This window comes from Brevibacillus sp. B_LB10_24 (assembly GCF_046036945.1).
GTDB lineage: Bacteria > Bacillota > Bacilli > Brevibacillales > Brevibacillaceae > Brevibacillus_C.
Genome location: NZ_JBJQOQ010000041.1, coordinates 38,647 through 46,174 on the forward strand (window position 1 = coordinate 38,647; position 7,528 = coordinate 46,174).

Annotated in this window: 7 protein-coding genes and 1 pseudogene; 7 read left to right on the forward strand and 1 reads right to left on the reverse strand. The window is 52.7% G+C overall.

Annotated features, from left to right (window positions below):
* Positions 1–14 precede the first annotated feature (14 nt).
* The 7 genes from ACI7RC_RS24595 to ACI7RC_RS24625 all read left to right on the forward strand — a co-directional run bounded on the left by ACI7RC_RS24595 (position 15) and on the right by ACI7RC_RS24625 (position 7,134).
* Positions 15–1,469: an NAD-dependent succinate-semialdehyde dehydrogenase gene (locus ACI7RC_RS24595; RefSeq protein WP_408110822.1), complete on the forward strand. Its 1,455-nt coding sequence runs from the start codon at positions 15–17 to the stop codon at positions 1,467–1,469.
* Between the two features lie 60 nt (positions 1,470–1,529).
* Positions 1,530–2,918, forward strand: coding sequence for an APC family permease (locus ACI7RC_RS24600; protein WP_408110823.1), 1,389 nt, complete (start codon positions 1,530–1,532; stop codon positions 2,916–2,918).
* 35 nt (positions 2,919–2,953) lie between these two features.
* Positions 2,954–3,712: an SDR family NAD(P)-dependent oxidoreductase gene (locus tag ACI7RC_RS24605; protein ID WP_408110824.1), complete on the forward strand. Its 759-nt coding sequence runs from the start codon at positions 2,954–2,956 to the stop codon at positions 3,710–3,712.
* 206 nt (positions 3,713–3,918) lie between these two features.
* Positions 3,919–4,470 (forward strand): flavodoxin family protein, encoded by a 552-nt coding sequence (locus ACI7RC_RS24610; RefSeq protein WP_408110825.1) that lies wholly within the window; start codon positions 3,919–3,921, stop codon positions 4,468–4,470.
* 41 nt (positions 4,471–4,511) lie between these two features.
* Entirely contained in the window at positions 4,512–5,015 is a 504-nt protein-coding gene (locus tag ACI7RC_RS24615; RefSeq protein ID WP_408110826.1) for a ferritin-like domain-containing protein, read from the forward strand.
* A gap of 251 nt (positions 5,016–5,266) precedes the next feature.
* Entirely contained in the window at positions 5,267–6,700 is a 1,434-nt protein-coding gene (locus ACI7RC_RS24620; RefSeq protein WP_408110827.1) for an APC family permease, read from the forward strand.
* Positions 6,697–7,134 carry a GlcG/HbpS family heme-binding protein gene (locus ACI7RC_RS24625; protein ID WP_408110828.1) on the forward strand — a complete coding sequence of 146 codons (438 nt, stop codon included), beginning with the start codon at positions 6,697–6,699 and terminating at the stop codon, positions 7,132–7,134. The genes ACI7RC_RS24620 and ACI7RC_RS24625 overlap by 4 nt, the downstream gene beginning before the upstream one ends.
* Before the next feature lie 68 nt (positions 7,135–7,202).
* On the opposite strand, the pseudogene ACI7RC_RS24630 reads toward ACI7RC_RS24625, so the two are convergent.
* A pseudogene (locus ACI7RC_RS24630) lies at positions 7,203–7,528 on the reverse strand (RNA-guided endonuclease InsQ/TnpB family protein); the annotation flags it as partial.

The window sequence follows — 7,528 nt, forward strand, 5'->3', positions numbered from 1 at the left end:
GAAACGAGAAGCGTATGCAGCCGATTCAATTGGACGATTGGAATTTTATGTGGATCAACGGAGAACAGGTGCGCCTGCCGGAGTCGACCGATGTGATCAACCCGGCAACCGGTCAGGCTGTCGGACAAGTTCCCAGGGGCGGGGAGGAGATCACCCGCCGGGCGATCGACGCGGCTTCTCAGGCGTTTCCGGCTTGGTCCAAACTGACCCCGATGCAGCGGGCCGGCTACTTGCACGATTGGGCCGACCGCGTGCTTGCCGACCGTGAGAATCTGGCGCTGCTGCTGTCGGTGGAGCAGGGAAAACCGCTGGATGAGGCGAGAGGAGAAATCGAAGGCGTAGCTGTATTCATCCGCTGGAACGCCGAGGAAGGAAAACGGGCTACGGGAGAGATCATCCCGGCTGTTCGCCCGGATCAGCGCCTCTTGGTATTTCGCCAAGCGGTCGGTGTTGTCGGGCTGATCACCCCGGCCAATTTTCCTGCCGCCATTTTGGCCACCAAAGCGGCTCCCGCTCTCGCTGCGGGCTGCACCTTTGTGCTGAAGCCAGCCGAGCAGACGCCGATGATCGCCATCGCCCTGATGCAGCACTTGATGGAGACCAACCTGCCGGCAGGTGTCGCCAATTTGGTGACCGGGGATGCAGATGCGATTGGCCGTACGCTGTCAGCCGATCCGCGGGTGCGGAAAATCTCGTTTACCGGCTCGACAGAAGTCGGCAAAATCCTGATGCGCCAAGCAGCCGACAATGTGAAGCGGCTGACGCTGGAACTGGGTGGAAACGCACCAGTGATCGTCTTCCCCGACGCGGATTTGGATAAAGCGGTCGATGCGATTATGGCCAACAAGTTTGAAAACTGCGGACAAGTCTGCAACGGGATCAACCGCATCTACGTCCACGCGGATATCCATCAGGAGCTGGTTGCGAAGCTCGCGGACAAAATCCGGCAGTTGAAGGTGTCCAGCGGAACAGAGCCGGGATGCCAGATCGGCGCGATGATCGATTCGAATTATCTGGCGAAGGTGGAGGCATTGGTCAGCGATGCCGTCGGCAAAGGGGCGAAGCTGATCACCGGGGGGAGCCGCTTGACCGGCGGAAGCTACGGGGGAGGATATTTTTACCAGCCAACCTTGTTGGACGGTGTCACACCGGAGATGGAACTGACGAAAAAGGAAATTTTTGGTCCGGTGGCACCCGTCCAGTCGTTTACGGATGAAGCGGAAGTGTTGAGGCAAAGCAACAATACTTCCTACGGATTGGCTGGCTATGTCTTTACCAGGGATACGGCAAGAATCTTTCGCATGATTGACGGGATGGAGGTAGGGAACCTGGCGATCAACGGCACGTCATTGGCTTATCCGCAAGCCCCGTTTGGCGGGGTCAAGGAAAGCGGAATCGGCAGAGTAGGCGGCCGCCAGGGCCTGGAGGAGTATCTGGAATTGAAATACGTGGCGCTGACACATGAGTGAGGCGCCACGCCTCTTCTGAGGTTTTGTTCGACACGATCAATTGCATAAGGGAGGGTGTTTATGTCAGAAATGTCAGTAAATACAATGGAGGCAGAGCAATCAACAAACCTTGGTTACAAACAAGAGTTAAAACGAACGCTTACTTTTAAAGATTTGGTGGTCTTCGGGCTGATTACCATGCTGCCGATCGCACCGATCGAGGTGTACGGTATGATCGCCCAGGAAAGCTTCGGCATGGTGCCGCTCGTCTACCTTGTCGGGATCGTCGCGATGGTGTTTACGGCCTTGAGCTACAGCAAGATGAGCAAGGAGTTTCCCATTGCCGGCTCGGTGTACTCCTACGTGCAGCGGGGCTTAAATCCGCACGTCGGGTTTGTGTCAGGCTGGCTGATCGCCGTCGACTACATTATGGCGCCCGCTCTTTTGACGGCTTTTTCGGCAATGTGGCTGGCAAGTATTTTTCCGTCTGTTCCTTCTTTTGTGTTTATTTTGCTGTTCATCGGAATTATCACGTTTATTAATGCGAGAGGCATTACGTTAACGGCTCGCGCCAACATTATCTTCCTCTGTCTGGAAATCGCGGTGCTTTTGATCTTTATCGCATGTGCAATCAAATACGTGTTCATCGACGGCCACGGTATGGGCGGCTTCTCACTGGCACCGCTGTTCCAGGCTGACAAGGTGAATCCTCATTTCCTGGCGACTTCCGCGTCGATTGCCGTTCTCGGTTTTCTCGGATTTGACGTAATCAGCACACTCTCGGAAGAAGTGAAAAATCCCGCCAAAACAGTGGGCAGGGCAACAGTCGCTTCATTGATCATCATCGGTCTGATCTTCATGCTCCAGACCTATCTGGCGGCGCTTGCGCATCCCGCCTACGAGGGATTGGATCCGGACATGGCTTTCTTCGATATCGCCCGCGAAGTGGGCGGGGACTTCCTGTACTACCTCTTGATCCTGGTAGGAGCTGCAGCGGTCGGCATCGCCAATGCACTGGCGATCCAATCCGCCATCTCCCGGATTATCTACTCGATGAGCCGCGACAAGCTGCTGCCGTTCGCCGGGGTGCTGGGAAAAATCCATCCGGTTTACAAAACACCGTTCAACGCCACCATCTTCGTCGGCATCGTATCGTTTTTCGTCGCTGTATTCGTTTCGCTGAATACGATCATCCAGTTGATCAATTTTGGAGCCTTGACCTCGTTTATGGTTTTGAACGTCACTGTATTCGTATACTTTTATGCCAAAAAGCGTCAAAGAGGCGCAGCGGGCTTTTTCCACTACGTCCTGCTGCCGCTGATCGGATTTGCCATCATCGCCTACGTCTGGTCCGGGTTTGACCGAATGACGTTCATCGTCGGGTTTACGTGGATGTTGATCGGCGTGATCCTGGGGGCTGTCAAATCCAAGGGATATAAAGAAGTGCCGCCTGTTTTGCGGGATTTGTAAGGAACCAATCAAAATAGGATCGGGAGGAGCGCAAAATGAGACTTGCAACGAAAGTAGCGATCGTGACTGGAGCGGCGCGCGGGATTGGAGAGGCGATTGCCAAGCGGTTTGCGGAAGAGGGAGCGAGAGTCGTCGTAACCGATCTGCGGGAGACGGGAGAGGATACGGCGAAAGCAATCTGCGACACGGGAGGAGAAGCCGTCTTTTTCAAGTGCGATGTCTCGCAAGCGGAAGAGGTCAGAAACCTGATCGCCTTTACGATTGAAAAATATGGAAAACTGGATGTCCTGTGCAACAATGCCGCGGTTAATATACCCGGCTCTGTCGTTGACTTGGAGGAAGAGGTATGGGACCGGACGATGGAGATCAACGTAAAATCCATGTTTTTAACGGGAAAATACGCGATTCCGGAGATGATTAAGGCAGGCGGCGGTTCCATCGTCAACATGGCTTCGGCCAACAGCTTTGTCGCCGAACCGCTGTTATCCGCCTACGTCGCCTCAAAGGGAGCGATCCTGATGCTGACCAAGCAAATGGCCCTGGACTTTGCGCAAAACAACATTCGGGTCAACTGCATCTGCCCTGGTTGGGTGGATACGACCTTTAACGACGCCCATGCCGAACTGTTCGGCGGACGGGAAAAGGTACTGGAGTCCATCCGTGATATCCAACCGATCGGGCGGACGATTCTGCCGCGCGAGATTGCCAATGTTGCGCTTTTTCTCGCATCGGATGAAGCCTCTGCCATGACGGGAAGTGCAGTAGTGCCAGATGGCGGGGTAACTGCTAAGTAAAACTTGGATTGAAATTCATAACATAACAAACATTATGTAACCTAAATAGCAGCTCTAGTTGGGTTGTTTGTTCGTCCTTTCTTAAAAGATCGAGAGAAATATTTTTTATTTCCGTTAACATCACATGCTTAACATACATTCGTTTTCACAGCCCTTTCCGTATATAATGGAATATTATTCAAGTGTCTGTGAAAGGAGCGATCGGGATGCAGATTTTGGTTTTGCATGGAAGCTCGCGGGAAAACGGCAATACGGAACAGCTGACGAACTGCGCCTTGGAGGGAATACCCCATACCAGCATATTCTTGAGGAAGCTGGATATCAGACCGATTGTGGACAAGCGGCATGATCCGGAAGGCTTTGCACCGGTGACAGACGATTATGACAGCGTGATTCAGGCGGTGCTGTCACACGAGATCTTGCTCTTTTCCACCCCTATCTACTGGTACGGAATGTCTGGCGTGATGAAGGATTTTGTCGATCGCTGGTCGCAAAGTCTGCGGGACAAGCGCTTTTCGTTTAAAGAGTCTTTAGCGAACAAGCAAGCCTACGTAATCGCGGCCGGAGGGGACGAACCACGGATCAAGGGATTGCCGCTGATCCAGCAGTTCCAGTACATCTTTTCATTTGTAGGCATGCCGTTTGGCGGATACATCATCGGAGAAGGGAATAGACCGGGTGATATCCTCCGCGACAAACGAGCGGTTGCGGAGGCGCGGCTCTTAAATGAGAAGCTGAAGAAGATTTTATCGGAGTAAATCGTACACCACTACGCAATAAGGTGAATAGCCTAAAGGAGGTGAAGTACGAAGAAGGAGTGGTCCCCATCTTTTACCAACACTACTACCCGTATGTTCCGCTGCCTGTCAACCTGGAACCCCAACCAGGGGCCGGGAACATGAATTTGGTCATCAGTCTGATCGAACAGGGGATAGCCGGTGAGCGGGAAGACGAATTATTCTACGATTACTTGATCAGTGTGGCTCCTACACAACAGGAGAAGCAAGTCATCGCGGGCATACGGGATGATGAAAGGAAGCACCGACGATATTTTCGGCAGCTTTATACACAGTTGACCGGTATGGCTCCGCCCGCTGCTGAAGGGGAAGGGTTCACCCGTCCGTCCAGCTATTTGGAGGGAATTGAACGGGCGCTGATGGGAGAACTGAAGGCGTTTGAAAAATACCGGACCATCTACCTGAACATACCTGCCCCATACAGGGATGTCATTTTCGAAATCATGACGGATGAATTAAAGCACGCCAGTTACTACAACTGGTTATATGCAAAAAACAAGGCATAAAATAAGCTTGAGCGCCTGTATTGTCAGGTGCTTTTTTTCGTTCAAAAATAAAATTCAAAAAATTCCAATTATATCAAAAGGATTTTTGCCGAACCAGTGAGAAGATATTCGTTGTCAAACATTTTTCCGGGCGGCCAAGCATACAATCTTACCAAAATTTTGCCTGTCTCTGGCAAAGGAAGTGATACATCAGCATACAGTGCTTGTCTTTGTTGGTCACAAAAAAAGAAAAATGAGGAGGATTGCGTAATGTGAGCTCTACCAAACCGCAACAAATTCGACTGATCCGAAACCTGTCCGTCTGGGACGCCATTGTCATGTCGGCCGCATTCATGGGGCCAGCCGTATCGATGTATTTCAATACGACGTACGCCGCCGGATTTGCCGGAGCAGCCATGCCGTTTGCCTTTCTGGTATCGCTGTTTGCAGCCTTAATCCTGGCCAATACGATCGGGGAATTCAGCAAAATCGCCCCGAGCGCCGGCGCGTTTTACACGTTTTCGGTAAAGGGATTCGGTCCGCGTACCGGGTTTATAACCGGCTGGTTGATGTTTTTGGGATACAGTGTGTTGGAGCCTGCCGAGTTGGCTCTCATCGGCATAACGGTGAGCGATCTGCTCCATTCTTACCTGAACCTGAATATCCATTGGCTGATTATCTCGCTTCTCGCCTGGGCTTTGGTCCTGTACGTCTCGTACATCGGGGCCAAGCAATCGATGAAAGTAAGTCTTTACCTGTTTTTGGCAGAAGTCCTGGTCATGGTCGTGCTTTGCATCATCGTGATGGCCAAGGGCGGTTTTAACGGCATTCATTTTACCGTGTTTAATCCCTCGCTCAGCCCTGCCGGATTTTCCGGCATTGCGCTTGGCATGATCTACGGGATGCTTTCCTTTGTCGGCTTTGAGTCGGCGACCACGCTGGCCGAAGAGGTTCGCAATCCGCGCAAGGACGTGTACCGGGCCTTGATGGGCTCCACGCTGTTAGTCGGGTTGATCTACCTCTTTTCCACCTTTACGCTGGTGAACGGCTTTGGCTTGGACAATATGGCACAGCTTGCATCCGACGTATCCCCGTTTGTCACGATTGCCACAAATTTTGGCGGTCCCATCTTCGTACTGTTGATCGCCTTGGCGGGCATCAGCAGCATCTTGGCCGTCTCCATCAATGTGCATAATGCGATTGCACGCGTCGTCTACGTGATGGGGCGGGAGAAGATTATTTCGGCCGCTCTCGCGAAGGTTCACCCCAAATACCACACTCCTGTCAATGCAGTATTGGCCCAAGGAATCCTTTCGCTCGTCCTGATGCTGATCATGGGAATGGCAGTAGGGCCTTCCAACACCTACGGGTACTTGGGAGCGCTGCTGACGCTCGGCATCATCCCGGTATACATGCTGGCGGCGTTTGGATTTGTACGTTACCAAAAGCGGCAAGGGAACTTGCGGCAGCATCCGATCAGGTACGGCTTTTTGCCGATTTTCGCCGCTTTGATCATGCTCGTTCCCCTGATCGGCTCGCTGTATCCTGTTCCACCTGCGCCGTACAGCTATTTGCCCTATATCGTTCTGATTTACCTGGCTGCCGGCTACTTCGTCATCAGGCGATTGGCCCAGGATCCCAGGAGGCTGGAGCAGGTTGGCATGATCTTGTCCGAAGCGGACCAAGGAGCTGAGGAATCTGTATGAACGAACAAAGTGTAAACCAGCTGCTGGAAGACGCCTTATCGGAGGCAAGAAGGTTGGGGATTTCCATCTCCGCGGCTGTGGTTGACTCCGCTGGCCATCTGCTCGGTTTTAAGAGACATGCCGATGCCGAAATCGTCAGTATCACGCTTGCCCAGGACAAGGCCTTCACGGCGCTGGTCAATCGGATGGCGACAGACGAACTCGGCATGCTGTGCCAGCCAGGGGCGGAATTATACGGCCTGCAGCACAATCTCGGCGGGCGGATGGTGATCTTTGGCGGGGGGGTGCCGATCCGCGATCAACAGAATCAACTGATCGGAGCGATCGGCGTCAGCGGAGGAACAACCGAGCAGGACATCTACTGTGCCCGATATGCGATCGACAACATGGCTGAAAACAGGGAGTTTATTCCCAATACCAAAAAGGAGAGATGAATACTCCCGCCACTTACCATCGCTGAGGCTCTGGTTGAAGTGGGGGTTTCTGGTGTATCAATCGCAAATTACCGAATGTGTAACACCAGTGGAGTTGACACGTTGACGGACTGAGTACCGTCCAACCCCTCTATCCCATGAGCCGAAGCGGTTGGGACTACTTTTCGCAGGATATTGGCTGCACCGTTCACATCGGCATTGACCAAGCCTTTCCCACTCTTATATAAGCCGCGTTTGATCCTTTTTCCGGAGAAGCGATGTGTGATTCCTTGTTCATAGGGGGGGAGGGGATCGCGATCCAGAAAATGTCCGATGACGATCGTCCCGATGTTTTGCCGGGCAGCAAGCTGGACAATCCGGTAGCTCGCCTTGTGGAACAGGTCTTTGATTTTGC